Origin of the sequence: Lactococcus taiwanensis, assembly GCF_014905395.1 — a bacterium.
Classification (GTDB): Bacteria; Bacillota; Bacilli; order Lactobacillales; family Streptococcaceae; genus Lactococcus; species Lactococcus taiwanensis.
The window spans coordinates 54,014-80,591 of record NZ_BNDT01000002.1; the positions used below are offsets into that span (position 1 = coordinate 54,014).

28 protein-coding genes and 1 tRNA gene are annotated in these 26,578 nt (G+C 39.7%); 21 read left to right on the forward strand and 8 right to left on the reverse strand.

Features of this window, described 5'->3' with window-relative positions; all coding sequences use genetic code 11:
• Positions 1-39 precede the first annotated feature (39 nt).
• Positions 40-1,980, reverse strand: coding sequence for an alpha-amylase family glycosyl hydrolase (locus JKP71_RS02570; RefSeq protein ID WP_200406936.1), 1,941 nt, complete (start codon positions 1,978-1,980; stop codon positions 40-42).
• Between the two features lie 75 nt (positions 1,981-2,055).
• Entirely contained in the window at positions 2,056-2,439 is a 384-nt protein-coding gene (locus JKP71_RS02575) for a hypothetical protein (protein WP_200406937.1), read from the reverse strand.
• Positions 2,440-2,753: 314 nt separating this feature from the next.
• Here JKP71_RS02575 and JKP71_RS02580 point away from each other — a divergent pair, with 314 nt between their 5' ends.
• The 4 genes from JKP71_RS02580 to JKP71_RS02595 all read left to right on the forward strand — a co-directional run bounded on the left by JKP71_RS02580 (position 2,754) and on the right by JKP71_RS02595 (position 5,730).
• The gene (locus tag JKP71_RS02580; RefSeq protein WP_200406938.1) at positions 2,754-3,668 is read left to right on the forward strand and encodes an Rgg/GadR/MutR family transcriptional regulator; all 915 of its coding nucleotides are present in this window, start codon (positions 2,754-2,756) and stop codon (positions 3,666-3,668) included.
• 35 nt (positions 3,669-3,703) lie between these two features.
• A complete protein-coding gene (locus tag JKP71_RS02585) occupies positions 3,704-4,348 on the forward strand; it encodes an HAD family hydrolase (protein WP_200406939.1) in 645 nt (214 codons plus the stop codon).
• Positions 4,349-4,452: 104 nt separating this feature from the next.
• A complete protein-coding gene (locus tag JKP71_RS02590) occupies positions 4,453-4,812 on the forward strand; it encodes a helix-turn-helix domain-containing protein (RefSeq protein ID WP_200406940.1) in 360 nt (119 codons plus the stop codon).
• A 78-nt stretch (positions 4,813-4,890) separates the two neighbouring features.
• On the forward strand, positions 4,891-5,730 hold the full coding sequence (locus tag JKP71_RS02595; RefSeq protein WP_200406941.1) for an Rgg/GadR/MutR family transcriptional regulator: 840 nt from the start codon (positions 4,891-4,893) through the stop codon (positions 5,728-5,730).
• 44 nt (positions 5,731-5,774) lie between these two features.
• Here JKP71_RS02595 and JKP71_RS02600 read toward each other — a convergent pair.
• Both JKP71_RS02600 and tgt read right to left on the reverse strand, forming a co-directional pair.
• A tRNA-Thr gene (locus JKP71_RS02600) sits at positions 5,775-5,847 on the reverse strand.
• Positions 5,848-5,910: 63 nt separating this feature from the next.
• Positions 5,911-7,059, reverse strand: coding sequence for a tRNA guanosine(34) transglycosylase Tgt (gene tgt, locus JKP71_RS02605; RefSeq protein WP_075525144.1), 1,149 nt, complete (start codon positions 7,057-7,059; stop codon positions 5,911-5,913).
• Between the two features lie 190 nt (positions 7,060-7,249).
• Here tgt and JKP71_RS02610 point away from each other — a divergent pair, with 190 nt between their 5' ends.
• Positions 7,250-7,942 carry a DUF975 family protein gene (locus JKP71_RS02610; protein WP_200406942.1) on the forward strand — a complete coding sequence of 231 codons (693 nt, stop codon included), beginning with the start codon at positions 7,250-7,252 and terminating at the stop codon, positions 7,940-7,942.
• Positions 7,943-8,041: 99 nt separating this feature from the next.
• Here JKP71_RS02610 and JKP71_RS02615 read toward each other — a convergent pair whose 3' ends face one another.
• A complete protein-coding gene (locus tag JKP71_RS02615) occupies positions 8,042-9,226 on the reverse strand; it encodes an MFS transporter (RefSeq protein ID WP_200406943.1) in 1,185 nt (394 codons plus the stop codon).
• A 217-nt stretch (positions 9,227-9,443) separates the two neighbouring features.
• Positions 9,444-9,881, reverse strand: coding sequence for a CoA-binding protein (locus tag JKP71_RS02620; protein ID WP_200406944.1), 438 nt, complete (start codon positions 9,879-9,881; stop codon positions 9,444-9,446).
• A 106-nt stretch (positions 9,882-9,987) separates the two neighbouring features.
• Between JKP71_RS02620 and JKP71_RS02625 the strand changes: the two genes are divergently transcribed.
• The 11 genes from JKP71_RS02625 to JKP71_RS02675 all read left to right on the forward strand — a co-directional run bounded on the left by JKP71_RS02625 (position 9,988) and on the right by JKP71_RS02675 (position 21,137).
• Positions 9,988-10,791 carry a DNA/RNA non-specific endonuclease gene (locus JKP71_RS02625; protein WP_200406945.1) on the forward strand — a complete coding sequence of 268 codons (804 nt, stop codon included), beginning with the start codon at positions 9,988-9,990 and terminating at the stop codon, positions 10,789-10,791.
• Positions 10,792-10,916: 125 nt separating this feature from the next.
• Positions 10,917-11,126: a hypothetical protein gene (locus JKP71_RS02630; RefSeq protein ID WP_075525149.1), complete on the forward strand. Its 210-nt coding sequence runs from the start codon at positions 10,917-10,919 to the stop codon at positions 11,124-11,126.
• 12 nt (positions 11,127-11,138) lie between these two features.
• Complete coding sequence (locus JKP71_RS02635) at positions 11,139-11,378, forward strand: hypothetical protein (RefSeq protein ID WP_075525150.1); 240 nt, start codon at positions 11,139-11,141, stop codon at positions 11,376-11,378.
• Between the two features lie 193 nt (positions 11,379-11,571).
• Positions 11,572-13,155 carry a glycosyltransferase gene (locus JKP71_RS02640; protein ID WP_200406946.1) on the forward strand — a complete coding sequence of 528 codons (1,584 nt, stop codon included), beginning with the start codon at positions 11,572-11,574 and terminating at the stop codon, positions 13,153-13,155.
• 84 nt (positions 13,156-13,239) lie between these two features.
• Complete coding sequence (locus tag JKP71_RS02645) at positions 13,240-14,454, forward strand: pyridoxal phosphate-dependent aminotransferase (RefSeq protein WP_200406947.1); 1,215 nt, start codon at positions 13,240-13,242, stop codon at positions 14,452-14,454.
• Between the two features lie 154 nt (positions 14,455-14,608).
• Positions 14,609-15,397, forward strand: coding sequence for a GTP-sensing pleiotropic transcriptional regulator CodY (gene codY, locus JKP71_RS02650; RefSeq protein ID WP_075525153.1), 789 nt, complete (start codon positions 14,609-14,611; stop codon positions 15,395-15,397).
• A gap of 253 nt (positions 15,398-15,650) precedes the next feature.
• Entirely contained in the window at positions 15,651-15,956 is a 306-nt protein-coding gene (gatC, locus tag JKP71_RS02655; RefSeq protein ID WP_075525154.1) for an Asp-tRNA(Asn)/Glu-tRNA(Gln) amidotransferase subunit GatC, read from the forward strand.
• Positions 15,956-17,416, forward strand: a complete 1,461-nt coding sequence (gatA, locus tag JKP71_RS02660) for an Asp-tRNA(Asn)/Glu-tRNA(Gln) amidotransferase subunit GatA (RefSeq protein WP_200406948.1) — start codon at positions 15,956-15,958, stop codon at positions 17,414-17,416. The genes gatC and gatA overlap by 1 nt, the downstream gene beginning before the upstream one ends.
• Positions 17,417-17,419: 3 nt before the next feature.
• Entirely contained in the window at positions 17,420-18,022 is a 603-nt protein-coding gene (locus JKP71_RS02665; RefSeq protein ID WP_200406949.1) for an NUDIX hydrolase, read from the forward strand.
• Between the two features lie 39 nt (positions 18,023-18,061).
• Positions 18,062-19,495 (forward strand): Asp-tRNA(Asn)/Glu-tRNA(Gln) amidotransferase subunit GatB, encoded by a 1,434-nt coding sequence (gatB, locus tag JKP71_RS02670; protein ID WP_200406950.1) that lies wholly within the window; start codon positions 18,062-18,064, stop codon positions 19,493-19,495.
• Positions 19,496-19,622: 127 nt separating this feature from the next.
• A complete protein-coding gene (locus JKP71_RS02675; RefSeq protein WP_200406951.1) occupies positions 19,623-21,137 on the forward strand; it encodes an amidase family protein in 1,515 nt (504 codons plus the stop codon).
• 19 nt (positions 21,138-21,156) lie between these two features.
• Here JKP71_RS02675 and JKP71_RS02680 read toward each other — a convergent pair whose 3' ends face one another.
• A complete protein-coding gene (locus JKP71_RS02680; protein ID WP_200406952.1) occupies positions 21,157-22,509 on the reverse strand; it encodes an MATE family efflux transporter in 1,353 nt (450 codons plus the stop codon).
• Between the two features lie 268 nt (positions 22,510-22,777).
• Positions 22,778-22,975 (reverse strand): cold-shock protein, encoded by a 198-nt coding sequence (locus JKP71_RS02685; protein ID WP_075525160.1) that lies wholly within the window; start codon positions 22,973-22,975, stop codon positions 22,778-22,780.
• 117 nt (positions 22,976-23,092) lie between these two features.
• Here JKP71_RS02685 and JKP71_RS02690 point away from each other — a divergent pair, with 117 nt between their 5' ends.
• From JKP71_RS02690 to JKP71_RS02710, 5 genes are all read left to right on the forward strand, one after another.
• Positions 23,093-23,623, forward strand: coding sequence for a 5-formyltetrahydrofolate cyclo-ligase (locus tag JKP71_RS02690; protein ID WP_200406953.1), 531 nt, complete (start codon positions 23,093-23,095; stop codon positions 23,621-23,623).
• On the forward strand, positions 23,613-24,305 hold the full coding sequence (locus JKP71_RS02695) for a rhomboid family intramembrane serine protease (protein ID WP_200406954.1): 693 nt from the start codon (positions 23,613-23,615) through the stop codon (positions 24,303-24,305). The genes JKP71_RS02690 and JKP71_RS02695 overlap by 11 nt, the downstream gene beginning before the upstream one ends.
• Positions 24,306-24,404: 99 nt before the next feature.
• Positions 24,405-24,836 carry a DUF3284 domain-containing protein gene (locus tag JKP71_RS02700; RefSeq protein WP_075525163.1) on the forward strand — a complete coding sequence of 144 codons (432 nt, stop codon included), beginning with the start codon at positions 24,405-24,407 and terminating at the stop codon, positions 24,834-24,836.
• A 14-nt stretch (positions 24,837-24,850) separates the two neighbouring features.
• Positions 24,851-25,231: a VOC family protein gene (locus tag JKP71_RS02705; RefSeq protein WP_200406955.1), complete on the forward strand. Its 381-nt coding sequence runs from the start codon at positions 24,851-24,853 to the stop codon at positions 25,229-25,231.
• A gap of 103 nt (positions 25,232-25,334) precedes the next feature.
• Entirely contained in the window at positions 25,335-26,393 is a 1,059-nt protein-coding gene (locus JKP71_RS02710) for a GNAT family N-acetyltransferase (RefSeq protein WP_200406956.1), read from the forward strand.
• Positions 26,394-26,578 lie beyond the last annotated feature (185 nt).

Sequence of the window (26,578 nt, forward strand, 5' to 3'; positions counted from 1 at the left end):
TGTCAGTGAGAAAAAAACCTGTCATTTGACAGGTTTTTACTATTTAATCTGGAAAACCATGGCAGTTCGCGCTTCGAGAAGGAGATCGAGTTGCTGATTTTGCCATTGAAAAGTATTGCGTGGACCAAATCCTCCAAATTGCTTATCGTCAGTGTCGAAGATGAGAAGAGGCTTTTGACTAAGCTTAAGTTTTAAAGTTTGTGAGTCTGTAGGATGAAAATTAAACACAAATAATAAGGGACCTTTTTGATAGGCGAGCAGCTTGTCTTCATTTTTTATCCACAGTTGGTTTAGCTCTGAAGCTTCTAAGAGTTTAAAATGCTGCTCAAGTTGGAGCATGGCTTGATCAAAGTGGGCCAAATCTTGAAAACGTAACTGGGTATTGTCCACGAGAGACCATTGACGTCGCGCATATTGAAAACTGTCATGATTTCCTTCGCGTGGAAAATCAAGCCATTCTGGATGCCCAAATTCGTTCCCCATAAAATTTAGATATCCTTCTCCAGCTAAACTAAAGGTAATGAGACGAATTAATTTATGTAAGGCTATCGCACGGTCGATTTTTAGAGATTGGCTATCTTTTGACATAGCATCATAAATCGCCTCGTTCGCTAGCCACATCATTAGTGTTTTATCGCCTACTAAAGCTTGGTCATGACTTTCAGCATAGCCGATATTTTTTTCTCCCGGACGTCTAGTTGTTAGCTCCCACCAAAGTTTCATGAGATCCAGACTTTCATCCTGCTTTTCTTTTAACTGTTCTATCCAAAAGTCAGGTATACCCATGGAAAGGCGATAATCAAAACCAATTCCTCCAGCTGAGATGGGCAAAGCCATTCCTGGCATGCCTGACATATCCTCGGCAATGGTAATAGCATCAGGCTTAATTTCATGGATGAGCTCATTTGCTAACATCAGATAGGTCACCGCTTGAGTGTCGGTATTAGCGCTAAAGTACTTCGCATAATCGGTAAAAGCTGTCCCTAGCCCATGATCTTTATAAAGCATCGAGGTCACGCCATCAAAGCGAAAACCGTCAAACTTATAGACTTCCAGCCAGAATTTCAAATTAGATAACAAGAAGTGAAGCACTTCATCTTTGCCATAATTAAAGAGTTTGGTATTCCAAGCTTCGTGCTCTCCCCGTTTACCTTCATGAAAATATTGAGAGGTTGTCCCATCAAAAAGATTTAAACCATCTCCGACATTTTTGACTGCATGGGAATGAACCACATCAAGCAAAACACGTAACCCTAACCCATGGGCGCAATCAATCAATGCCATTAAATCCTCTGGCGTGCCGAAACGACTAGAAGCGGCAAAGAAATTAGAGACTTGATAACCGAAACTGGCATAAAGGGGATGCTCCATAATGGCCATTAGCTGAATCGTATTGTAACCAGCCTTTTTAATCCGAGGGAGCACTTCTTGCATAAAAGCGCGGTAGCTATTAATCTTGTAATCTTCAGATGAGATACCAATATGCGCTTCGTAGATGAGAGGAGCTTCAGAACTTTGAGGAGCCGAGTGTTTCCATTGATAGTTAGGATTCACGATTAATCCATCAAGTTCATGATGCTCATTAGGAAGCGCACAAAGACTATAGCTTGGAACACGGTAGACTATTTCATCATTTTCCAGAAGAAATTTGACTTTAACTTTCGATCCTACGGGGAGCTTTCCTGGGATGAGAATTTCCCAATTCCCGCCGTAGCTTCTTTTAAGCTCGTAATTATTCTCCCAATTATTAAAATCACCGACTAACCAAGCTCTCTTTGCACCTGGTGCCCACTCACGAAATGTCCAATGTTTTTCTTCTTGCTGAAAGCCGAAATAATGATGACCGCAAGCAAAATCGCTGAGGCGACCATCAGTGCCTAGGAGTCTTTTTTTGGTGTGTGCATAATCATAAAGACGTGAAGAGAGCGCATCTTTAAAAGGTTCTAAATATGGATCATAGTCCAAGATATTAAGAGGCATGGGCAAGTTCTCCTTTGTGAAAGCTATTTACTCTATTTTAACACTATTGCAAAGGTTTTCACAACAAAATCTTAGTTACCTACAAAAATATAAGAATCGCACTAGTGATAATAGAGAGCGATTAAATATTTTTAACGTTGTAAAATAGACCCAGTCATTAAAACCAAACCAGGGATCCTCTTCTCCAGTCAAGGTTTCACCTTGAGAAGGAGTAGGCTCAAGAGGAACTGACCGACTTGTCAGAAAAGAAGCAGGATCTGACGCGTGTAACTGTGGGCTTACCGTTTGGTCAGTAATAAATAATTGCCGCTCAAGATCTTGAATATAATCATAAAAATCATTTAATAGCTCTTGATAGTAGGCGACTTCAGTAGTTGCTTCGATACTTTCGAATGCGGCTTGGGCCTCGCCCCAGCGCTCAGCGATGTGTTTACTTTTTAGAAATTCTTCATAATTCATTTAAAAGCCTCAGTTCTTTTTCTCTATTTATTATATCGCATTTAGAGTGGAGTCCTTCAAAATTGTCTTACGAAATAATGGCTTCAACAACTGAAAGAGGATAAGATTTCAAAAATTTCGAAAAAGTGGAGGAAAACAGCAATTTGCAAGAGTAGGTGAAAATTCGAAATTCTTTTTTTAGGGCTTGTGGATCGAATGTATTATACTATGGAAATGGTTCCTTATTATCACAGCTGAACGATATTAAATGAAGGGATAATAAAAAAGAAGGAGAAAGCTAGTCATAATGCACATTTTTGTATTATAATGATGACATGAAAAGAATATACGGCACGATTTTTAAAGAACTTCGCCTCAACAAGGGCTATTCGATCAAAGAAATATCTGATACAGAAGTTTCCAAAGCCACGATATCAAAATTTGAACATGGGGCCGCGATGATCTCTATTGATAAATTCTTTAGACTACTTTCGAATATTAATGTTTCTCCCGGAGAATTTACCCTTTATGTGGAAGAACGCTTGGATATACCTTACTCGTTTTCTAGCGCGACCAATAATTTTTCAGCTTTTCAAGATAAACAAAAAAATTTAGTTAAAGTCGAAAAAACGATTAAACGTCTGGAAGATCAGATACAGAAATTTCCCGAGCGTAAATTTTTACGCATTCAAATTATTAATCTAAAGGCGATTATTTCACAGGCTATCCCTGATTATAAAGATAAGATTGATGCTAGAGACAGACAAGTTATCAAACAGCATTTATTGGTCACAAAGAATTGGAACGACTTTGAATTAAGGATTTACTGCAGTACTATCCATCTTTTTGATTTGCCTACCATTGAGCTGCTCACACACAAGCTTCTTAATCCCTTTAATTATCGTCTTATTACCCCTGATATCAAGTGGATGATGAGTGTCGCATTGGTTAATTTGACTGATGCGCTATTGATACGTGGGGCAGAAGATCTGACAGAAAGTACACCCTACTTTAAACAAATCATTCGCTATCTTGAAGATCATCCCATTCCTAATAAACATATCGCTGAAAAAGCATTTGTAAAGTTTAATATTGGGAGTCACTATTATCTTATTAATCAAACCGAAAGAGGGCTCGAGGACATGCGTGAGGTCATTCAAGGTTTGAGTTTACTAGGTTGTGATGAATGGGCCAACGCTCTGATTTTAGAGTTTGATAAGTTGACGAAGACGTCATACCTTGAATTATAAATGTTTGATGTCGATACAAACCCAAGGAGATATACATGGATACTTATATTTTTGATTTCGATGGTACGCTGGCCAATTCCGGAGAAACGGGAATTTTAGCCACACAAGCTGCTTTTGAAGAGTTTAATTTACCTTGGCCAGATAGAGAAACGATCATCTACTATATGGGGATACCGATTGAAGTCTCTTTTAAGAAAATGGCTTTACCACATACGTTTGATGGAACGGAATTTGAAGATTTGTTAAGTTGCTTTAGGGCTTACTATAAGCGTTTCGAAACATCACACCTTCATCTTTTTCCAGGAACTCAAGAAGTCTTACAACAGCTAAAAAAAGCGCAGAAGCATTTATATGTTGTCTCAAGTAAACATTCTAGCTCCCTCGCCCGAAATCTCGAGCAACTTGACATTGCTCAATATTTTGATGGTATTATAGGTTCTGATGATGTGCACCACTACAAGCCTGCTCCGGATGGAATTCTATTCATTTTAGAACGTTTCCGGCGTAATGAAAAAACTACACTCATGATTGGGGATGCTGTTTTTGATCTTCAAATGGGTCAGGCTGCACATGTAAAGACTTGTGGAGTAACATGGGGTGCCCATTCTAAAACGGAGCTCCAGCAGGCCCATCCCGATTTTTTAATTTCTGATATGAGAGAGCTTCTTAAAATAAAATGAAAACACCAATCCTTCTATGAAAATAGGGCAAATGTATTTTTAATTTATTGGCCACACGAAAGATAGTATTGTTTTGATTTGTTGAAATATGAGGAAAGTAAGATATGGAAGAAAATTTGTTATTTACTAGAATTAAAGCATTGGCTGATCTATCAGGAAAATCCATTAATCAGGTCGCTAAGGACTTGGGTTATCCAAGAAATTCCTTAAACAATTATAAGCGAAATAAGATTCCTTCAGCCGTAAGACTTTTTGAGCTTGCAAGATATTTTGAAGTGGAGCCTGAATATCTTTTGGGAGAGATTGATGACTGCTCTGTCAAAGCTGTGCAACAGATATTTCATCGTTTGACAACAGAGCAAAAACAAGAAATGTACAATCTGTGTCAGGATTGGCTATTCGAACGAATGGAACTTTTAGAAGAAAATAGAGATCAGCAGTCAGTAATTCTCAAAAGAGACTAGTGGCTTCTGGTCATTTTTATCGCAAAACCTTATTTCAACTAAAATTTATTACTTATAAAAATATGCGAGAAACTAGAAATGATTTATAAAAAATATGGGCAAGCATTTAAAAAATTACGACTCCAGCACCGTTTATCTTTAAGAGATTTTGAGCGAATTGGTTTATCAAAATCTACGCTCTCTTATTTTGAAAACGGAAAATCTTTGATTTCTTTTGATAAGCTAGATTTAGCCCTCCAAGAGATGCACACTACTTTTCGTTCCTATATGCTCATGCTTAATAATGACGAAGAGGATTATTGGTTGAGTCAGTTTAAAAAAATTGAAAAGTACTATTTTAGCAACGATACCTCCGCGCTACACCAAATTTACTTGGAAAATAGTGCTTATGATTCGGAGGAGAGTCAGATGATTGCTTTGTCAGCTAAAGCATGTTACAGTCGTCTATCAACTGATGAGGTCCAGTATGTTGAAGAGTGCCTATCTGGTTATCATGTCTGGCACAGTTATGAAATGTTTGTTTTGGTCAATACATTGGATGAAATTAAGCCTCGCCTGCTTTATTGTATTATGGAACGAATCTTATCGCATGATTACCAATATCTGAAAGAGGTTTCTGATTTTAGAAATCTTCTCATTCGACTGGTTATTCGAACAATTTTGTCAATGATCCGCCGAGGTTATAAAGATTATTCCGAAAAACTGATGGGGGAATTAGGGAATTTGCTGACACCTTTTGATACTTATGTACGGATTTCGAGTATTTTTGTTAAAGGCTGTTGGATTTACAAATTTGAAGACGAAAAACGTGGGTATAAAATGGTACGGCATACACTCAGCATTTTATCGGAAATTGATGCTTTGGATTTACGAAAAGTTTTTTTGAGAAATTTTGAAAGTATTGCCTATCAGGCTTAGGATATATAATAAAAAACTGCCTCCTTAGAGACAGTTTTTATTTATGCCGAGTGCAGGAATCGAACCTGTGACCCCTTCGTTACGAGTGAAGTGCTCTACCGACTGAGCTAACTCGGCAATTTATGAAAGTGAAATTTCCACTTCCATAATCATACAACTTTTCAAAAATATTTTCAAGACTTAAAAATCTTTGGCGTTGGGCAAATTATAACCGTAACGCTCACAGAAATCTTCACGGAATTCAAGGAGATTGTCGTCCATGATAGCTTGACGGACGTCTTTCATGAGATTGACAAGGAAATGAAGATTATGATAAGAACAAAGACGTAAGCCAAAGGTTTCATCGGCTTTGATCAAATGACGTAAGTAAGCACGCGTGTAGTTGGTACAAGTGTAGCAATCACACATTGGATCAAGTGGAGTAAAATCGTGCTCATACTTGGCATTTCGGATATTTACTCGGCCAAAGTGAGTCATCAAGGTACCATTACGAGCAATTCGTGTAGGAAGAACGCAGTCAAACATATCAACTCCACGAATGACACCATCAATCAAGCTATCTGGCGCACCAACACCCATTAAATAGCGGGGTTTGTCTTCTGGAAGCATTGGTGTTGTAAAGTCAAGGACAGCATTCATTTCTTTATGAGATTCACCAACGGCAAGGCCACCGATAGAATAACCAGCGAAATCCATTGAAGTCAAGTCTCTAGCTGATTGACGACGTAGATCTTCAAAACCAGCGCCTTGAACAATCCCGAAAAGTCCTTGGTCATTTGGACGACGGTGAGCATTGAGGCCACGCTCAGCCCAACGGGAAGTTCTTTCAACAGAGGCTTTGACATAGTCATAGGGTTGATAGAAAGGTGGACATTCGTCAAAGGACATCATGATGTCAGAGCCAAGATTATTTTGAATGCTTATTGCTTTTTCGGGGTTAAGAAAAAGTTCACGTCCGTCCAAATGGCTCTTGAACTTGACACCTTCTTCGGTGATGTTTTTCTTGTTTTGGACCAAGCTGTAAACCTGGAAACCGCCGCTATCAGTCAGAATAGGTTGGTCCCAATTCATAAATTTGTGAAGACCGCCAGCTTCGGCAACTAACTCGTCTCCGGGACGAAGCCAGAGGTGATAGGTGTTAGAGAGGATGATTCCCGAGCCAAGGGTTTTGAGTTCTTCTGGGCTCATGGTTTTTACAGTGGCTTGAGTGCCGACAGGCATGAACATTGGTGTTGGGAAGGTACCGTGTGGTGTGATAATTTCACCAAGCCGTGCGCCGGTGTGTTTTTCTTTTTTGATAAGTCTATATTTTATAGCGTGTTCAGTCATATTTTTCCTTTATTAGATTAAAAAATTAAGCACTTATAAGTATAACAAAAAAAGGGGTGTTTTTATAGGTAATGTTCCAAAAATCAGGCAAAAGTCTTAGGTTTTTCTTAGCAATTATTGGTATAATAGAATTAAGTAAAGATTATTTGAGAAGGCTAGAGTTTCTAGCGAGGATAAAGGAGGAATTTAGATGACGAGGAAGGCTTTAAAGGAGCGGGCAAAAGGGGCATTGAGGGATAACTTTGGTTCGAAGATGCTTTTATTCATTATCCCCATCGTACTTGGTATTTTAGGGGGTGGCAACGGAATGCGAACCACACTTGATGAAAATAGCTCTGGGCTGGATGCTCTGCCAGGAAGTGTATGGTTGGCTGTGTCAGTGGTGGGACTCATCATGGCGGTTTTAATTATTGCCCTTACTTTGTTTGTGGCAGTGATTACAGTTGGCGCAGTTTTCAACTACATCAAGATTTATCGTGGCGAACGTAATAATCCTCAGTTCAGTAACATTTTCGTCCCATTTCACGACGGGTCAGCTGGAAAAATCATTTTGCTGACAATTGTTAAGGGGCTCATCTTTATCGTCTTAATGTTTATTCCGATTATAGGGTGGGCAATTGGCATCTACTTAGCTTTGGGCTGGTCGCAATCCACTTATGTCTTATTTGATCAATTGGAGCAAGATAAATATGAAGGGGTAATGGGTGTACTTCGTGACTCTGCTACGATGATGAGAGGATTGCGCGCGGATTACTTTATCTTTAAATTGAGCTTCTTTTGGTGGTATGTTTTGTATGGCGTTACAGGAGGACTAGCCGGGTTTTGGACAACCCCATACGTGAATATGGCTTCTGTAGCCTATTATGAAAATATTGGCGCTTAAGCACAAATATTTTACTGACAGAGCTGTCAGTAAAGGTGATCATTCGATAATAAAAAAGACAATATCTTATTTTTGATATTGTCTTTTTTAGCGAGGTAATTAAATGTCTTGATTAGAATGAGAATGTCGTCCATGAACAAAATAATAAATCACAGCAATAAGTACCGCTAAGATAGCAGAGGCAAGATAAAGATTGCGGTAACCCAGTAAAGGCATGAGTAAACCTAGAATGAATGGTCCAAAGCCGACGCCCATATCCATCAATCCAAAGAAGGTTGAAGTGGTCACACCTAAGCGGTGCACCTCCGCACTACGAATTGCAATAGCTTGTCCGAAAGGTGAAAAGGAACCATACCCTAACCCGACAAAAACTGCGGCAAGAAGGAGCATCCAACCAGATTGGGCAAAACCAATTAACAAAAGTCCGAGGGCAAAGAAGAGGTAAGTAGGATACATGACTGCGTTGTCCCCAAAGCGGTCGAAAACTCGTCCTGTTACGGGGCGTGAGACAAGAACTGTAATAGCGTAAACTAAAAAGAAAAAGGAAGCCGCTTCTGACAAGTGGATATTTTGTGCATAAGCATCCATGAACGAAAGGATACTTGAATAAGAAATCCCAATCAAAAAGGCAATAAAGGAAATTGGAACCGCTTGTTTTTCAAAATAATTAGACCAAGCAAATTTCTTAGTGGTTCCTTCACTGACGGAGGGGTCAGCAGGAGTTGCTTGTATACGAAGAAAGAAAATTCCAATCAGTGCGATAAAAAGAAGCAGCGCAGAGAGTAAAACCACGGCATTAAAGCCATAGAGCCGGTAAAGAAACATGGATAAAAAAGGTCCGACTGCTGAGGAAAGGGTAACGGATAGGGCATAGTAACCAATTCCCTCTCCTCGCCGACTAGATGGGACTATCGCACCTGCTAAGGTTCCTGAAGCTGTTGCGGCTATACCAAATCCCATACCGTGGATAAGGCGTAAAAGCAAAAGCAAGCCAACGCTATGAATAAAAAAGTAGCCAAATGTAAGGACAAAAAAGATGGTTGTCCCGATATAGAGGAGTTTTTTAGCGCCAAAACGCTTCATGTTATTTCCTGTCCAGAGGCGGGCAACGAAGCCTCCGACAATAAAAATTCCCGATAAAATCCCAGCAATACTAGCAGAAGCATGGTAATTTGTCATCGCCATTGTTCCGATAACGACGGTTGGGAGATAAAAAACGAGATAAAAAATGAAATTAAGCATCATATTGACCACGAAAGTGGTCGTCCAAAGTTTTTCTTTCATAAAATCCTTTCTTTAAAAAAACTGTACATTGAATGTATGCGGAAACATAGAAACTAAAAATAGACAAAACTCTCGCAGGTGGACGAGAGTTTTGTGTTTCCGTAATTAACTTTGCTATTATATCAAAAAAAGACAACAATTTGTTGCATCGTGTATGAATAAGGTTACTTGGAGCGATGAAAAAAGGACTGAGCGGTTTGGTCAGTCCTTGAAAAACTCACAAGTTTGCTAAGCCGGAATAGGCATATTCAATCTTGATACAGCGGTTCATCACAATGGCATCACGCTGAGCGGAGCGTAAGATTTGTTCGGCTTCTTGAGATTGTAAACCCAATTGAGCCCAGAAGACATCAGCATCGGTTTCCAAAAAATCATGAGCCACCTCGGGTAAAAATTCACTTCGACGAAAAATATCTACAATATCAATATGAAAAGGAATTTCTTGAAGTGTACCATAAACCTTTTCGCCAAGTAATTCAGTACCTTTTAAGGTAGGATTAACAGGAACGATACGATAGCCATTTTTTTGTAAGCCTTCAGCAATTAAGTAGGACGTCCGGTCAGTTTTGTTGCTAAGCCCTACAACTGCAATCGTTTTAGCTTTTTTGAGGTAACCAAAGATGATGGCGGGACTTGGATTTTCAAATTCGTACATAGCAGTACCTCCGTTTGATTTTGTCTATATTATACACTAATGCGCTAAGTTGCATGTAGATTTGCATTTTTATTAGTTGAAAAAGTTTTTCTGGTATAATTAAGTTATGAATAAGAAACAAAAGAAAGCTTTAACACGACTGATAATTGTCGTGATTGCCTTGCTAGTGGGCTATTTGGGAAGTGACCGTTTAAATCTTGAACAATGGGTTAAAGGGCCGACCACATCTTCCAGTCAAGAACAAACTTCACAGGCGACAAAGCAACTGGCTAGCTCTGTCGCTCAAAAACCTTTATCATTTCAAAATAAACGCCAGTTGGTTCTCGCAGATACGGATGCGTTAGGACGGGCTGTGGATGCTCACATTCAGCTAAAGGATTCACAAGAACCAACGGTAAAACGGGAGGCGCTGAACTATAATCCTGTGGGCTGGCATAACTATAATTTTTATTATAAAAAATCTGATGGTTCAGTGGGAAAAATGTGGCTGATGGCGCGCGGTCATCTGGTCGGTTACCAATTTTCTGGACTCAATGATGAACCACGGAATTTAGTGCCTGAAACGGCTTGGTTTAATGGAGGTAGTTTTACAGGGATGAATGATGGCAATACTGCAAGCATGCTCTACTATGAGAATCGTTTAGACAGTTGGCTCGCAAATCATCCTAACTACTATTTGGATTATCAAGTTACCCCACTTTACAAAGGCAATGAACTTTTACCGCGGCAAATCCGTTTGGCTTATGTAGGCTTTGATCAAAAAGGACAACCACTGACTATAAAATTGGGTGGTGGACGAGAAAAAACAGGTCATGATGGGGCAACAGTGGTCGTGCTAGATAATGTTGCGCCCAATGCTAATATTAATTATGCTGATGGGACGGCCACTAACACCGTAAAAGCTCACTGACAGAGCCGTCAGTAAAAAAGGAAGAAAAAAATCAGTCAAAAGGCCGAGAGAATCGGTCTTTTTTATTGATATAATTAGTGTAAGAAAAGTAACTGAAGAAGCTCACGAAGTTGAGGAGGAAGAGAATGTTTGTATTATTAATGCTTTTAGCTTTATTTTTAATGATGAGAGGAATGTTTAAGATTGTTTTGCCCGTTTTAGTGCTTTTACTGATAGTGCGTGTCTTGTTTGGCGGCTTGATGCTCTTGTTGAGCCCTCATTTTCTTGGGACGGTACTGGTGATTGCTTTTATCGTCTGGTTAGTAAAAGCCAGTCGTGGCCCCCGTTTTAATTAGAAGGAGAATAGTATGTTTTTAGGATTTTTATCAGGGTTAATTTTGTTTGGCGCGATTATTTCCATCTTGCTTGTCGTTTTTGGTGTGGTGGCTACACGGATTTTCTTTCGCTACATTTTACCCATTCTACTTATTTTGCTCGTGATTCGGATTATTTTCGCAGGGATTATGCTTCTTTTTAATCCACATTTTTGGCTCTTTATCGCTGTACTTGCCCTTGCCATTTGGTTAGTGGGAAAGTTTAAAAGATAAGATGGAGCATGCTTGTAAGAGGCTTAATTACTGACCAGTTGGTCAGTAATTTTTTTGACTATAATTTTCTAATATTTTCAATTTTATTGAGTGTTGTCCAAAAATTTGATATAATTCTTTTACTACTATGGTTTTTCATAAAATGGAAAACCCTACAAAAAAGGTTTCCCCCGCGGAAACATCGGAGGACGTCATGTCAAATGAATATAAAACGCGCTCGTCACGCCATGAGCGCCGGAGTTCGCGTTGGGCTAAAAAAGACTTTGATGTTGTAGAGGCAGCAGCAGATCAGGCAACAGAACATCTCGAAGTAACACCACTGACTGAAACACGCCAGAGAGCTGCTCGCTCAAGCTTCTCACGTCATGAAGCCGTCAGTGCCCCTTTGTGGCTCTATGGCTTACTGACAGGGCTGTCAGTACTTTTGGGCTTGACTTTCTATGCTTTTCCTTTATGGCAGCATGTAGCAACCCCCTTACAATCTCAAAACCTCTACTCAGGTTTAGCTATGCATCAAGGCCTAGTGCCTTATAATGACTTTTACGGTTCGGGTGGCTCCTTATTTTACCTGATTAATTGGCTGGGGAATATTGGTGGGAGCACATGGCTTCTCTGGCTTTTTGAGCTTGTTGCTCTGCTGATTAGTGGGATTTTGTCTTATCGTTTGGTTTTTCAACAAACGCGCAACCAGATGGCGGCAACAATTGTTTCAGCCTTTACCTTAGTCACAATTACGGGATTAGCTCGTGGAGGAGATACTCCAACACTTTTTGCCCTTCCTTTTGCTTTGTGGGCGGCAGGTTTCATCTTTCGCTATTTTCAGGAAGGAACAACAGATAAAGGCTTCATTCGTTTTGGGATGGCGGGGGCTTTTACATTTGTAATCGCTCCAATCATGACGCTCTTTTTTGTACTCTCGGGCGTCGCTTTATTAATTTATAATCTGCTCCATCGTCGAGTGGGGCGTGGGTTTTATCAATTGCTTGCAAGTATCTTAGGGATTTTACTTGTTGGCTATTCCGTGGCTTACTATGCCTTAGAGGAACAAACGCTTTACACTTCTATTGAGCAATCGGTGCTGATTCCTTTTTCAAATTTTGGTTTACCTGATGATTTACTATTGACACTTGCAAAAGCCTTGGTTTTGATTTTAGTTTTTGGTATTGTTACAGGATTTGCGCAAGGAATACTTCAACTAAAAAAAGCGGGGCGTGCTAACATTTGGTACGTACTACTTTTACTTGGTATCGTTGTAGTTACTTTAATTGTGATTTTCAATAAGAGTTTTGACAGTTCCAATTTATTAGCTGTATTACCTTATATTGCTGTGTTTGCTGGTCTTGGTGTAAAAGACAGCGATCAAATATTGCTAAAATATTTGCAAAATCGTTTGTTTGCCCCTATCTTGGCTGTTCTTTTTGTAATTTTTACTCCCTTGACTTATCATTTCTTAAATCATAAGACCTTTAGCGAAGAGAATGCTGTTGTGCATTACCTGAACCAGCATGCAAAAACATCAGATCGGGTTTATGCAGTGACAGCTGGTAAAGACATCAACCTTAAGAGTAAACGGGTCTCTACCATAGATACTGTCCCTTCAAATTACCCTGTGAAATTTACACAAAGCTATGACTTAAAAGTTGAAAAAATGTCTGACCAATATGTAGTGCTTCAAGCAGGACAGACTGTTCCAAAATCTTTAGAAAAAGCCTTAGCAAGTCATTACAAAGTTGCCAATTATTCGGGGGAATACTTCCGTATTTATCAGAAGAAATAGACTAGACTTTTCGTCGACTGCTGATCGCACGGTCAGTTACTGACGAAATCAGCATCACCGTATCCAAAAGTTCTGGAGGCCAATATGAGAACATTTGAAAAATCAAATAAACTTGATCACGTCAGTTATGATATCCGTGGACCTGTGCTTGATGAAGCACAACGCATGCGTGCTAATGGTGAGAAAATACTCCGGCTTAACACAGGTAATCCTGCTGAATTTGGCTTTTTAGCGCCTGATGAGGTTATCAGTGATTTGATGGCGCATGCCGTTGAGAGCGAAGGGTACTCAGATTCTCGCGGTATTTTCTCAGCACGTAAGGCCATCATGCAATATTGTCAGATAAAAGGTTTCCCTAATCTTGATATTAATGACATCTTCACAGGTAATGGAGTTTCCGAACTGATCGTCATGGCGATGCAAGGGCTTCTCAACACGGGTGATGAGGTACTGATTCCGATGCCAGACTATCCTCTTTGGACAGCGGCAGTGAGCTTAGCAGGCGGTAAGGCAGTGCACTATATCTGTGACGAACAAGCAGGTTGGTTTCCTGATATTGATGACATACGGGCAAAGATTACGAGTAATACCAAGGCGATTGTACTGATTAACCCCAATAATCCTACGGGAGCGCTCTACTCGAAGGACTTACTACTTGATATTGTCCAGGTAGCACGTGAAAATAATCTTATCATCTATTCAGACGAAATTTATGATCGCTTGGTAATGGATGGTGCAGAGCATATCCCTATTGCAAGTCTTGCTCCTGACTTATTTGTAGTAACAATGAACGGCTTATCTAAATCCCATCGCATCGCTGGTTTTCGTGTGGGTTGGATGGTGCTCTCAGGGGAAAAATCGCATGTAAAAGGCTATATAGAAGGTCTTAATATGTTAGCCTCAATGCGACTATGTTCAAATGTATTGGCACAGTCGGTGGTGCAAACTTCGCTGGGGGGAATTCAATCTGTCGATAAACTGTTATTGCCTGGTGGAAGAATCTTTGAACAACGAGAATTCATCTATAAAGCAATTAACGATATCCCGGGTCTCTCAGCAGTTAAGCCCCAGGCCGCTTTTTATATTTTTCCAAAGATTGACAGAGAAATGTATCAGATTGACAATGATGAGCAGTTTGTGTTAGACTTCTTGAAGCAAGAAAAGATTCTCTTGGTGCATGGACGTGGGTTCAATTGGCAAGAGCCTGACCATTTCCGGATTGTCTATCTTCCGCGGGTAGATGAACTGGCGGAAATACAAGAAAAAATGGAACGCTTCTTGCAACAGTATCGTAGATAGTTAAAGACTCGAAGATGTATGAATAATTCATATATCTTTTTTTGTTGAGAATAATTTTCTGACAATTTTTATTGTCAATCAACTTTTTTTATGTTATACTAATTATGAAAAATTTTGTATAAAATGAATAATATAAAAAAACTAGGAGAACAGAGTGGCTACATTACTTGAAAAAACACGTAAAATCACCGCGATTTTGCAAGATGGCGTGACCGATTTGCAACAGGAGCTTCCATACAATAGCATGACGGAACGCTTAGCAAATGTCATTGACTGTAATGCCTGCGTGATTAATACGAAAGGTGAGTTACTTGGTTACTCACTTCCTTACAATACGAATAATGAACGTGTAGATCAATTTTTCTATGACCGTAAATTACCAGATGAATATGTTCGTGCTGCGGTTCGTATCTACGACACTATGGCTAACGTACCTGTAGACAAACCTTTGGCAATCTTCCCAGAAGAAGTTTTAGAAAACTTTCCTAAGGGTGTGACAACTTTGGCGCCTATTTATGGTTCAGGCATGCGTCTTGGAACCTTTATTATGTGGCGTGAAGACGGAGAATTTACGGATGATGACCTTATTTTGGTCGAACTGGCTACCACTGTAATTGGGGTGCAACTTTCAAACCTTAAGCTTGAACAAATGGAAGAAAATATTCGTAAAGATACCATGGCGACGATGGCGGTAAATACACTTTCTTACTCAGAAATGAAAGCCGTGAAAGCCATTATTGAAGAACTTGATGGAGAAGAAGGCCACGTTATTGCCTCAGTCATTGCTGATAAAATCGGAATTACACGCTCAGTGATTGTTAATGCTTTACGCAAACTTGAATCTGCCGGTGTGATTGAATCTCGTTCACTTGGTATGAAAGGGACTTATCTGAAAGTCCTTAACTCAGGTTTGTTTGATAAACTTGCTGGACGTAATTTCTAAAAGCTAGGGACTAAAAACCTCAGTAGTTAGAATACGACTTCGATAACCTCCTGTCCTCGATGGGAGGTTTTTATGCATCAAAAATTTGCTGACGTAATAAGCTGTCAGCACTTTTCGAATGGATCAGCGTTTAAAAGAGGGCAGTCAGTAAAAAATATGAAGGAATGTTGTAAAGTTACTGGTAGCCTGCTAAAAGCGTGATTTTTTGTTATAATTAACAAGAATACACTCTAAAAAACTGGAGATTAAAAATATGAGTCAAATTACAGAGGAGCAAGTCAAGCACGTGGCACTTTTGTCCAAGCTTGAGTTCTCGGAAAATGAAGTAGAATCATTCACCGATACATTTGGAAAAATCATCGATATGGTTGAAATGTTAGACGAAGTGAACACTGATGGTGTAGCGTTTACGATGAATGTAGCAGACAATCTCAACTTCATGCGTGAAGATGTGGCAGAAAAAGGACTTGACCGTGAAAAACTCATGGCAGCCGTTCCTGAAAAAGAAGACGGCTTTATCAAAGTTCCAGCGATGCTTTCTGATGGAGGAGATGCTTAATGTCATACAATAATAAAACAATCAAAGAACTTCATGAGTTGCTTGTTAATAAAGAAATTTCAGCAGTGGAGTTGACTGAATCAACCCTGTCTGACATCAAAGCGCGTGAACCTCAGATTGATGCTTTTTTGAGCATTACCGAAGAAAAAGCTTTGCAAGATGCCGCCGCAATTGATGCTCGTGGCATTAATCCAGACGTTGTGACTGACGGAATCTCAATTGCTGTCAAAGATAATATTGTTACAGAAGGAATTGAAACAACAGCTGCTTCAAAAATTCTTGGAGGTTGGATTCCGCCTTATAATGCAACGGTTGCGAATAAATTGAGCGCATCTGGGTTAATTACAATTGGTAAACTCAATATGGATGAGTTTGCGATGGGTGGTTCTGGTGAAAATTCTTCAGTTAAGCCAACCAAAAACGCTTGGGATCAAACAAAAGTACCTGGCGGTTCTTCATCTGGTTCTGCGGCTTCAGTTGCTGCTGGTCAAGTTCGTTTATCATTGGGTTCAGATACGGGTGGATCAATTCGCCAACCTGCCGCGTTCAATGGGATTGTTGGTTTGAAGCCAACTTATGGTCGTGTGAGTCGTTTTGGTTTGATTGCTTTTGCTTCATCATTAGACCAAATCGGTCCATTGGCGCCAACAGTTGAAGAAAATGCTCAACTTTTGAATGTTATTTCTGGCTTTGATAAAAATGATAGCACATCATCAAATGTTGCAGTTCCTGACTTTACAAGTAAAATTGGTCAAGACATTAAAGGAATGAAAATTGCTTTACCTAAAGAATATTTTGGTGAAGGAATTGATGAAAAAGTAAAAGAACAAATCTTGGCAGCAGCTAAACATTTGGAAAAATTGGGTGCCATCGTTGAAGAAGTGAGTCTTCCTCACAGTAAATATGGTGTTGCCGTTTATTATATTATTGCCTCTTCTGAAGCCAGCTCAAATCTTCAACGTTTTGATGGTATTCGTTATGGTTATCGTGCACAAGACATCAAAAATCTTGAAGATTTGTATGTGAAATCTCGTTCTGAAGGCTTTGGTCCAGAAGTCCAACGTCGAATTATGTTAGGAACTTTTAGTCTTTCAGCAGGTTCTTATGATAAACATTTCAAAAAAGCAGGTCAAGTTCGTACTTTAATCATCAATGATTTTGCAAAAGTTTTTGAAAAATATGATTTAATCTTAGGCCCAACCACTCCGACACCAGCTTGGGACTTGGGAGCACGTGTTGATGATCCACTTTCAATGTATTTGGCGGATTTATTGACAATTCCAGTCAACCTAGCTGGACTTCCAGGAATTTCAATTCCTGCTGGTTTTGCCGATGGACTACCTGTGGGAATGCAATTAATTGGTAAACGTTACGATGAAGAAACGATTTATCAAGTAGCGGCTGCTTTTGAAGCAACTACTGATTTCCACAAAAAACAACCGATTATTTTTGGAAAATAAAAAATGGAATTTGACGAATTAATCAAGCGATTAAATGCAGTTGCTGATGCAGGACTTTATTACGGGAAAGATATCTTTGATATTGAACGTTATCAGGAAATCAAAGCGATCTCATCTCAACTTCTAGAGCATTCAACGACTTTGACGAAAGAGGAGCTGACAGCTCTCTTTCGTCCAAATAATTCTTATCCGACACCGATGATTGATGTGCGGGCTTTTATTCAAAATGAAGAAAAAGAGATACTCTTTGTTCGGGATAAAATGCAGGGAGACTGGGCCTTACCAGGTGGATATGGTGAGATTGGATTTACCCCAAGTGAAAATCTACTTAAGGAGTTGAAAGAGGAAGCTGGAGTTTCTGGAGAGATCGGACGATTATTAGCAATTTTCGATACGGATAAATGGCAACCGCAAGGAAAGCAATATTATAAATTTATTTTTAAGTGTAAAGCTTTATCCATTGATTTTCTGGAAAATAGTGAAACTTCAGAAACGAAATTTATAAAACGCTCAGAGCTGACAAACTTGTCAGTAAAAAGAACGACCATGTCACAACTTAGTTTGCTTGAAAAATTGTCAAAAACCGGAAAACAATATATTGACTAGGATAATTTGACTTTCTTAAAGAAAGTATCGGAGAAAATAATGAACTTTGAAACAGTAATTGGGCTTGAAGTCCACGTTGAGTTAAGTACAAACTCAAAAATTTTCAGTCCCGCCTCAACAAAATTTGGTGGAGACCCTAATACAAATACAAATGTGATTGACTGGTCACTTCCTGGTGTTTTACCAGTAATGAATAAAGGGGTAATTGATAGCGGAATTAAAGCGGCGCTTGCTTTGAATATGGATATTCACAAATCAATGCATTTTGACCGCAAAAATTATTTCTATCCTGATAATCCCAAAGCTTACCAAATTTCACAATTTGATGAGCCAATTGGTTACAATGGTTCCATTGAAATTGAACTTGAAGATGGCCATAAAGCGACGATTCGCATTGAGCGCGCTCATTTAGAAGAAGATGCTGGGAAAAATACGCACGGAACGGATGGTTATTCTTATGTCGATTTGAATCGTCAAGGAGTACCATTGATTGAGATTGTCTCAGAAGCGGATATGCGCACTCCTGAGGAAGCTTATGCCTACTTGACAGCTCTTAAAGAAGCCATTCTTTACACAGGAATTTCTGATGTGAAGATGGAAGAAGGTTCAATGCGTTGTGACGCCAATGTTTCGCTCCGTCCTTATGGCCAAGAAGCTTTTGGGGTGAAGACAGAAGTTAAAAACATGAACTCATTTAGCAATGTCAAAAAAGCGTTGGACTTTGAAGTCGCTCGTCAAGCTAAGATTTTGCGCGCTGGTGGCGAAATTCGTCAAGAAACACGTCGTTTTAATGACAAAACGGGTGAAACAATTTTGATGCGTGTTAAAGAAGGCGCTTCTGATTACCGTTACTTCCCAGAGCCAGATGTCCCTCGTTTTGAAATTTCTGACGAATGGATTGAAGAAATGCGTCAAAGTTTGCCAATGACGGCAAGCGCTCGTCGGGTGCATTACATCAATGAGTTGGGCTTGTCAGACTACGATGCGCGTCAGTTGACCGCAACGAAAGAAGTGTCTGATTTCTTTGATGAAGCGGTCAAATTTGATACTGACCCTAAATTGGTTTCAAATTGGTTGCAAGGTGAAGTAGCGCAATACCTAAACAGCGAGAAAAAAGAACTTCATGAGATTGGCTTAACTCCAGAAAATCTGACAGAAATGATTCGTTTGATTTCAGATGGCACTATTTCTTCAAAAATTGCTAAAAAAGTCTTTATTGAATTAGCAAAAAATGGTGGTTCTGCCGAAGAATTTGTCAAGAAAGCTGGTTTGGTTCAAATTTCTGACCCTGCTGTGCTTTTGCCAATCATTCATGATGTATTTGCTAAGAATGAGCAATCTGTAGCCGATTATCGTGGTGGGAAGCAAAATGCGGCGAAAGCTTTGGTTGGTCAATTAATGAAAGCAACTAAAGGACAAGCTAACCCAACGGTTGCGCAAAAACTTTTGTATCAAGAATTGGATAATTTTTAATATAACACACGCACCTTCTTTTAGAAGTGTGTGTGTTTTATTATTTTTTCTTGGATATGGTAGAATGAAGTTAAGCGCACCTTCCATAGGGGATCCTTGTCCCTATCATATTTTAAAGGAGAAACGGATGCCAGAAATTAAAGATGCGACCTTTTGGGCAAACCAAATCCGATCAGGAGCTCTGTCCGCAGAAACATTATTAGAGATGACAAAAGAGAAGATTGAGCAGCTCAATCCTCTTTATAACGCTGTGGTAGCAGAGGATTTGTCTTTAGCTAAACAGGATCTTGCACAGACGACACCAGGCTTTTTCGCTGGTGTACCCTTTGCTTTAAAAATGTTGGGACAGACGCATGAAGGGCTCCCTGATACATCTAGCTCACTTCTGTTTGCGGATGTAACGGCTGAGGCTGATGATAACTACGTTAAAGGAATTATGCAAGCTGGTCTTACACCTTATGGACAGACCAATTCACCCGAATTTGGTTTTAAAAATATCTCAGACTCTAAACTTTATGGAGACACAAGAAATGTCTGGAACCCAGCGTATTATTCAGGGGGCTCTTCTGGTGGAGCAGCCTCTGCTGTGGCATCAGGGATGTTCAGTATCGCTGGTGCCTCAGATGGTGGAGGATCGATAAGGATTCCAGCTTCCTTTTCGGGTTTAATCGGACTAAAAATGACACGAGGGCGAATGCCACAAGGGCCAGGTTATTACCGAGGCTGGCAAGGAGCAGCTATTACAGGAGCTCTGAATGTATCTGTTCGGGATACGGCACGTTTCTTGTTAGAATTACAAACCGTCCAAGAGGGAGCGCCTTATCAAGCACCCTTAGTGGATGAGCAACAGTTAATCGAACTTTGTGAGACTACTGACAGGCCTGTCAGTAATAAAAAAATCGCTTTTTCACTTGAAAGTCCGATAAAAGGGGTGGAACTTTCGGAAGATGCCATTAAGGCTGTGCGAAAAGCTGTACAATTTTTAAAAGACCAAGGACATGAAGTAACGCAAGTTCCCTTTCCCTTGGAAGCTACAGCTCTTATACGTACTTACTATCAAATGAATGCAGCTGAAACCCTGGCTATGTTAGAACCCTTGGAAAAAGCTACAGGTAAAAAAATAACACCACCTGCGATTGAACCACTCAGCTATGCGCTTTTAGAAGCGGGGCGAAAAGTACCAGTGACTAGCTATATTGATGCACTTGTGCGCTGGGATGCTACGGCAGAACTGTTTTCAGAAAAAATTTATCAAGATTATGACCTCTTCCTTACCCCTACAACTGCCAAGACTGCACCCAAAATTGGTGAAGAACTCATAAGTCCTGAAGTTTTAGAGCAATTGCACCAGATTGCCCATTATGATTTTGAGAAACAGATGGAAATTATTGAGCAAGCTTTTGCTCGCTCATTAGCTTTTACACCTTATAACTTCATCAGTAACTTAACAGGGCAACCTGCCTTATCCTTGCCGATTTATGTCAATGAAAAAACAAATCTCCCGTTAGGTGTTCAACTTTGGGGACCGAAAAATTCAGAAATTCTACTCTTACAAGTGGCTAAAGCTTTTGAAGATGCTGGTCTATTGCTTCTACCTGAATACTACCGCAAAAGGGATGCTGACGGGGCTGTCAGTCAGTGATGAAATAAAAAAACGCCTTTTAGGCGGTTTTTTCATATAAATCTTCATTACGACGGAAACGTTTAATCATACGCAGGGTCGTGGGAATAAGAATCGAAGTGGAGCCGATCCAAGCGGCGGGATTACTTGCAATAATGACTGTATAATTAAGTAGTAATACCCCTATAATCGCAACGCCCGCCCTCATAAAGAGTTCTGCAAAACCACAGAGTGTGGGAATTTTGGCGTTTCCTAGTCCTTGAATTGTTGAGCGTGTAACAAACAAGATGGCCAAAAGCCAATAGAAACTTCCGTTGACCAAGTAATAATGACTCGACATCTCAATAACAGCGGTCTGGCTCGCTGAGATAAAGGCCGTAGTAAAATAGAAATGTGCGATATTCAAAAGTAAGGCAAAGGCGATTGACCAGCTTACAGCTATAGCTAAAGCACGTATTAAGCCTTGATTAATACGCTTATACTGTCGGGCACCATAATTTTGAGCGCCAAAAGTAGCCATCGCAAGTCCCATTGACATCATGGGGAGCATCGCTAGCTGGTCAATTTTTGAGACAATGGCTTGAGTGGCGACGGCGTCAGTTCCCATTTTATTAAGGGCAATTTGCAACGTAATAGAGCCAATCGCTATAATACTTGACTGAAAACCCATTGGGACGGCTAAACGCGCATGATGCAATATTTCTTGGCGATCTATGTGCCAAAGAGCGCGATTGAGATGATATTCTGGGACTTTACGTTTAATATGGCACAAAAGAAAGAGAACGGAAATAGTCTGGGCTAAAATTGTCGCACTGCTTGCCCCAGCTAAACCAAGTTTTAAAACTAAGATGGCAAAGTATTCGAAGCCGATATTCAGAATCGAGGCGACAATCAAGGCGTAAAGTGGTGTTTTGGAATCTCCCAACGCGCGTAAAGCATTTGACAGATAAGCGTAGAGATTAGTCGCAATCATCCCACCCAGCATAATTCTCATGAAAGTTTTAGCCCCTTCAAAGATTTCTGCGGGTGTCTGCATGAGTTGTAAAAGTGGTCCCACAAAAATAATAGAGAGAATACTCAGTAAAATCGAGACCGCTACAGTGAAGTAAAGACCAGTCACATAAGATTTTTTGATCGCTAGATGGTCTTTTGCACCGAACCGCTGCGCAGTCAAAATAGTTAAGCCAGCAGTCATCCCTTGGGCAAAGCCGACAATTAAAAAGTTGATAGAGCCGGTCGCACCAACAGATGCCAGTGCATTTTTTCCAAGTGTTTGCCCAACGATCAGTGTATCAGCTGTATTATAGAGAACTTGAAAAAAGTTCCCTAACAAGAGGGGCAAAGTAAAAGCGATAAGCCCTGTTAAAATATTTCCTTTTGTTAAATCTTTCATGTTTTCCCTAAATGAACGTAGTTGTTTTCTTTATTTTAGTTTATTTCTTGGCTTTTTACAAGGTTATTTTCTGTAAAATAGCGCTTTTTTATGTACAAAAACAAAAAACTTGAATAAAAAGGGAAAAGAAGGACTCAACTGCCTTTTTAAGAAAGATGACAAAAAAACCGTCTCTAGCTTTAACTCTATTGGAATAAAAGTTGATTATTTGCTTGTAAAAAAATGCAAAAAGAAAAGCCTACCAATAATGGCAGGCTTCAAGCGCTAATTATTTTTGGATATTAACAGCTTGTGGTCCACGAGGGCCTTCTTCAACTTCAAAAGTTACTTTTTGACCTTCGTCAAGTGTTTTGAAGCCGTCAGTTTGGATAGCTGAGAAGTGAGCGAAGACATCGTTTCCTTCTTCAGTAGTGATAAAGCCGAAGCCTTTAGTTGCGTTAAACCATTTTACAGTTCCTTGAGCCATATTTTGGTACTTCCTTATTATAAAATTTGTAAATCTGAATCTTGAATAGGAATGAACCCAAAAGCGCAGAACTAATCGTAAAACAAAAACTTACACTTTCATGTTATCATAGTTAGTATGGAAAGTAAAGCCCAAATTCGCGAAAAAGTGTTCAAAAAGTTAAAAATATTTCCAACTGATCAAAAAAAACGTCAAACAAAGCAGGTAATTGCCCAGCTTACCGCATCACCTGCTTGGAAAAAGGCTGAAAAAGTGGCGCTGTATATGCCCATGCCTGAGGAATTTGATCTGACACTGCTCTTTGAAGAAGAACAAGGAAAAACGATTCTTATTCCCAAATGTTTGCCCCAGCGTCAATTAATGTTTGCTAACTATGATAAAAATCAATTGCAACGTTCTACGTTTGGTCTGCTTGAACCTACAGCGACTGAAGCAATAGAACCAGATTTGATACTCGTTCCTGGCCTTGCTTGGAATACAAATGGCTACCGTATTGGTTTTGGTGGAGGCTATTATGACCGTTATTTAGCTAATTTTTCAGGACAAACTGCTTCAGTACTTTACGATTTTCAAAGGAATGATTTTCAACCTGAACCTCATGATAAGCCTGTCCAACATATGTTTATAGGAGAAAAAAATGAATTTTAATGAAATAAAGCGAGATTTTACCCGTTACAAAGCGACTTATGTCCTTTCCCTCTTGACTACACTCGTGTGGTTGTGGCAATTTTTCAGTTTTGGTGCGCAAGCTACCTCCACAATCAACCTCTTCAACGCTGGGGCATTTTTTGGTCCAGCGATTCTGCAAGATCCAAGCCAGATATGGCGCCTCTTTACCCCCATTTTTGTGCACATTGGTTGGGCACATTTCTTGATGAATACTGCAACACTCTTTTTTATCGGTCGCCAAGTAGAAAATGTGTTTGGGTGGTTAAGATTTACTCTCATCTATCTTTTGTCAGGGATTTTTGGGAATGCCCTAGTCTTTTTGATAACCCCTAATATCGTATCTGCAGGTGCATCGACTTCATTATTCGGCCTCTTTGCAGCAGTAGCAGGTATTGGTTATTTTACCCAACACCCCTTTCTTCAACAAATCGGAAAAACATTTGCCGTCCTAATTATCGCCAATTTATTTCTTAACCTTTTCTCACTAGGCAATGTCAGTATTTGGGCACATGTTGGTGGGGCTATCGGTGGGGTTTTATTGGCGGCAATCCTACCACCTAAAGCTTTTAAACCTTCTATCCCGGCACAATTCCGAATTTTTGCTACTGGTGCATTTTTAGTGTTACTTGTTCTCTTTGTCACTCTGCCCTTCTTTAAATAAAAAACTTATTTCAGTTTTGGAAACGTGAAAGTGCTTGCAAAGAAGTTTTAATCTTGTTAGAATAGGCTTAGAGAAAATGCCCAAGGAGATGATTTAGTCATGAAAATTAATAAAACCATTGATGCCCCGCGTGATTTTATATTTGAAAAAATTGTGGATTCATGTTTATTTGATATAGAAAAAAATACAGGGAAACGCCCTAAAATACGTAATCTTAATGGCTTTGAATACACTAAAAATTTCGGTAAAAATCAGCGAGGAACAATCCGGATAAACGAATTATTAGAACCTAGTGTTTATGATTTTACTACTAAAACAAATCGCAATACCTTTGTAACGCGATGGGAACTCCATAAAATAGATGATCGCAGCACGGAAGTCCACATCCAAGAGCAACAAACCTCAAATGGGTTTATCCAAATGGTCAATGATAAGGTCGTTGGGTTCTTTCTTGGTCGTTTAAAAAAGCGGCAAATGCTTGCGGTGTTGGATAACATGAATCGGGCTTATAACGGACAGGTCAGTCGCTGAGAGAGGATATGACGATGAAGATAGAACATGTCGGACTTTTCGTTCAAGATTTGGAACAAATGCGTCAATTTTATATGACTTATTTTGGGGCAACGGCTGGTGCAAAATACCATAATCCAAAGACGACTTTTCAATCCTACTTTTTAACATTTTCTGATGGTGCGCGCTTAGAAATAGGGACAAAAGAAGGATTGAACAGCTCTGACCGAGCCGTCAGTACGGGGTATGCTCATCTGGCGTTTTCACTGGGGACAAAGGAAAAAGTAGACGAGCTTGTGGCCCGATTTGTTGTAGAGGGTTTCACTATAAAATCTGGTCCCCGTACAACGGGAGATGGTTATTATGAAGCCGTCATTCTCGACCCTGAAAAAAATGAAATTGAATTAACTGTCTGAAGTTTAAGAGAAAACAACCAAAAGGTTGTTTTTTAGTTGGGAGGTTAGAAAACGCTAACATAAAAAGTTTCTCATTTTTTTAGCTTTATGTTAAAATGAACTCATGAATACGACTACAATTTTAAGTAAAGAGCTTTTGGACCTCTCTATTTATGCCTTTCACAAGAAACGTACACCAGAACGGGAACGGGCATTTTCTGCACTTCTAAATTTTTCCACGCCCTATACGCACCGTTCGGCTAGTGCCTTGACTTCAATGGTTATTGATTCTCATTTTGAGGTTCACTGGGGGGGCAAACGCGTGAAAATGTCAGGTGTTGGTTACGTTGCAAGTTATCCTGAATACAGAGGTAATGGTGCAATCCGGGGACTTATGACGGAGCTTTTGCGCGATAATTATGAAGCGGGCACAGTATTTTCATATTTGGCTCCTTTTTCTTACGAGTTTTATGGCAAATTTGGTTATCATTATGCTTTTGAGCAAAAACTCTACCGTCTGCCTGCTCAAGATTTCCCTCAAGGACGCCGAACAATTGGGAGGGTTTCTCGGGAGCAGATCAGCAGTAAAGAACCTGCTACTGACGGCGCTGTCAGTCCACTTATGAGCAGTTCAGAGACGCTTACAGATCTGATGAAAATCCATGAGTCTGCTTATAATAAAGGTTCTCTTGCTCGTAGCGTGGAACAGTGGCATTATTATTTTGAATACAAATCCCAACCTTATTTTGCTGTTTATCGGGAAGAGGGAAAAGCATTAGGGTACTTGATTTATGAGTTTTCTGGGATGGATTTTGTGATACGTGAGTTAATCACTTTAACTGATGAGGCTAAACAAGGACTTTATCGATTTATTGCGAGTCACGCGGGGGCTTTTTCTGAAGTAGTTTGGCAAGCGCCAAGTGATGCGACTTTGGAACAAGATATGCGTGAACCACAACATGCTAAGATTAGTTTACTGCCTTATATGCAAGCAAGGATTGTTAATTTAGATGCCTTTTTGGAAAGTTATGGGCCACCAGATTTTCCAGTGGAAATTATTGACGAGATTCTACCTGAAAATCATCGGATTTTTGGCGAAGGCCAGCCAGAAAAAATGTCTATTGGTGAATTTACTGCCAAAATCTTACGGAAAGAGCAAGCTATTTTGCGTGAATACTTCTAAAAAAGTTACTGACAGAGCGGTCAGTAACTTTTTTTGTAAGAAGGTCACCTTAAGAAGAGAGGATAAAAGCAGAGATTACAAGTATATAACTACACTAAATTGGTATAGTCAGATTTTGTTGTAACCTTTCGTTCTTATTTTATGAAAGCGCCAAACCTATCTAAAAATAAGAATCTTTCTTTATT

What these genes read in the sequence shown, in the direction of transcription:
- JKP71_RS02645 (WP_200406947.1), top strand. Translation starts at nt 13,240, where the DNA reads ATGAGAACATTTGAAAAATCAAATAAACTTGATCACGTCAGTTATGAT.
- JKP71_RS02665 (WP_200406949.1), top strand. Translation starts at nt 17,420, where the DNA reads ATGGAATTTGACGAATTAATCAAGCGATTAAATGCAGTTGCTGATGCA.
- JKP71_RS02710 (WP_200406956.1), top strand. Translation starts at nt 25,335, where the DNA reads ATGAATACGACTACAATTTTAAGTAAAGAGCTTTTGGACCTCTCTATT.
- JKP71_RS02690 (WP_200406953.1), top strand. Translation starts at nt 23,093, where the DNA reads ATGGAAAGTAAAGCCCAAATTCGCGAAAAAGTGTTCAAAAAGTTAAAA.
- tgt (WP_075525144.1), bottom strand. Translation starts at nt 7,059, where the DNA reads ATGACTGAACACGCTATAAAATATAGACTTATCAAAAAAGAAAAACAC.
- JKP71_RS02615 (WP_200406943.1), bottom strand. Translation starts at nt 9,226, where the DNA reads ATGAAAGAAAAACTTTGGACGACCACTTTCGTGGTCAATATGATGCTT.
- JKP71_RS02700 (WP_075525163.1), top strand. Translation starts at nt 24,405, where the DNA reads ATGAAAATTAATAAAACCATTGATGCCCCGCGTGATTTTATATTTGAA.
- JKP71_RS02595 (WP_200406941.1), top strand. Translation starts at nt 4,891, where the DNA reads ATGATTTATAAAAAATATGGGCAAGCATTTAAAAAATTACGACTCCAG.
- JKP71_RS02620 (WP_200406944.1), bottom strand. Translation starts at nt 9,881, where the DNA reads ATGTACGAATTTGAAAATCCAAGTCCCGCCATCATCTTTGGTTACCTC.
- JKP71_RS02640 (WP_200406946.1), top strand. Translation starts at nt 11,572, where the DNA reads ATGTCAAATGAATATAAAACGCGCTCGTCACGCCATGAGCGCCGGAGT.
- JKP71_RS02580 (WP_200406938.1), top strand. Translation starts at nt 2,754, where the DNA reads ATGAAAAGAATATACGGCACGATTTTTAAAGAACTTCGCCTCAACAAG.
- JKP71_RS02585 (WP_200406939.1), top strand. Translation starts at nt 3,704, where the DNA reads ATGGATACTTATATTTTTGATTTCGATGGTACGCTGGCCAATTCCGGA.
- JKP71_RS02705 (WP_200406955.1), top strand. Translation starts at nt 24,851, where the DNA reads ATGAAGATAGAACATGTCGGACTTTTCGTTCAAGATTTGGAACAAATG.
- JKP71_RS02575 (WP_200406937.1), bottom strand. Translation starts at nt 2,439, where the DNA reads ATGAATTATGAAGAATTTCTAAAAAGTAAACACATCGCTGAGCGCTGG.
- JKP71_RS02685 (WP_075525160.1), bottom strand. Translation starts at nt 22,975, where the DNA reads ATGGCTCAAGGAACTGTAAAATGGTTTAACGCAACTAAAGGCTTCGGC.
- JKP71_RS02610 (WP_200406942.1), top strand. Translation starts at nt 7,250, where the DNA reads ATGACGAGGAAGGCTTTAAAGGAGCGGGCAAAAGGGGCATTGAGGGAT.
- gatA (WP_200406948.1), top strand. Translation starts at nt 15,956, where the DNA reads ATGTCATACAATAATAAAACAATCAAAGAACTTCATGAGTTGCTTGTT.
- gatB (WP_200406950.1), top strand. Translation starts at nt 18,062, where the DNA reads ATGAACTTTGAAACAGTAATTGGGCTTGAAGTCCACGTTGAGTTAAGT.
- JKP71_RS02625 (WP_200406945.1), top strand. Translation starts at nt 9,988, where the DNA reads ATGAATAAGAAACAAAAGAAAGCTTTAACACGACTGATAATTGTCGTG.
- JKP71_RS02570 (WP_200406936.1), bottom strand. Translation starts at nt 1,980, where the DNA reads ATGCCTCTTAATATCTTGGACTATGATCCATATTTAGAACCTTTTAAA.
- JKP71_RS02695 (WP_200406954.1), top strand. Translation starts at nt 23,613, where the DNA reads ATGAATTTTAATGAAATAAAGCGAGATTTTACCCGTTACAAAGCGACT.
- gatC (WP_075525154.1), top strand. Translation starts at nt 15,651, where the DNA reads ATGAGTCAAATTACAGAGGAGCAAGTCAAGCACGTGGCACTTTTGTCC.
- JKP71_RS02635 (WP_075525150.1), top strand. Translation starts at nt 11,139, where the DNA reads ATGTTTTTAGGATTTTTATCAGGGTTAATTTTGTTTGGCGCGATTATT.
- JKP71_RS02630 (WP_075525149.1), top strand. Translation starts at nt 10,917, where the DNA reads ATGTTTGTATTATTAATGCTTTTAGCTTTATTTTTAATGATGAGAGGA.
- JKP71_RS02590 (WP_200406940.1), top strand. Translation starts at nt 4,453, where the DNA reads ATGGAAGAAAATTTGTTATTTACTAGAATTAAAGCATTGGCTGATCTA.
- JKP71_RS02675 (WP_200406951.1), top strand. Translation starts at nt 19,623, where the DNA reads ATGCCAGAAATTAAAGATGCGACCTTTTGGGCAAACCAAATCCGATCA.
- JKP71_RS02680 (WP_200406952.1), bottom strand. Translation starts at nt 22,509, where the DNA reads ATGAAAGATTTAACAAAAGGAAATATTTTAACAGGGCTTATCGCTTTT.